The sequence below is a fragment of the Mesorhizobium sp. M1D.F.Ca.ET.231.01.1.1 genome (assembly GCF_003999155.2).
GTDB lineage: Bacteria > Pseudomonadota > Alphaproteobacteria > Rhizobiales > Rhizobiaceae > Mesorhizobium.
Genome location: NZ_RZOZ02000116.1, coordinates 1 through 358, shown reverse-complemented (window position 1 = coordinate 358; position 358 = coordinate 1). Strand labels below are relative to the sequence as shown.

The window sequence follows — 358 nt, the reverse complement described above, 5'->3', positions numbered from 1 at the left end:
TTTGCTGAACGGAGATGATCTCGCGTTGAATTTGACCCAGCCTTTCTTCGTAGGCTCTTTGCTGCATGCGGCGGAACTCGAGGCTGTCAGGCAGAGCCTCCCTATGGTCCAGTTTGAAGCTCAGAACCGCTTCCTGTGCGTCTTTCAACGCCGCACCCAGGCGATCCACCTCGCGCTTGAAGAATTCATGCGTATCGTCTGCCATCGCCTTGCGCCCGCGCTCGTTCGCTTCGAGCATGGCGTTTGCATAGGCATTGGCGACATCAGCGGCGAGAACCGGGTCGGCCGCGTCGAACGAAATCGTAAATGCAATGGCCCCGCTGCCGCTACCCAGATTGTTCAGGACAGCCGGCTCGAT

Annotated in this window: 1 pseudogene; it reads right to left on the bottom strand. The window is 58.4% G+C overall.

Features of this window, described 5'->3' with window-relative positions:
* A pseudogene (locus tag EN874_RS33980) lies at positions 1-358 on the bottom strand (lipopolysaccharide biosynthesis protein); the annotation flags it as partial.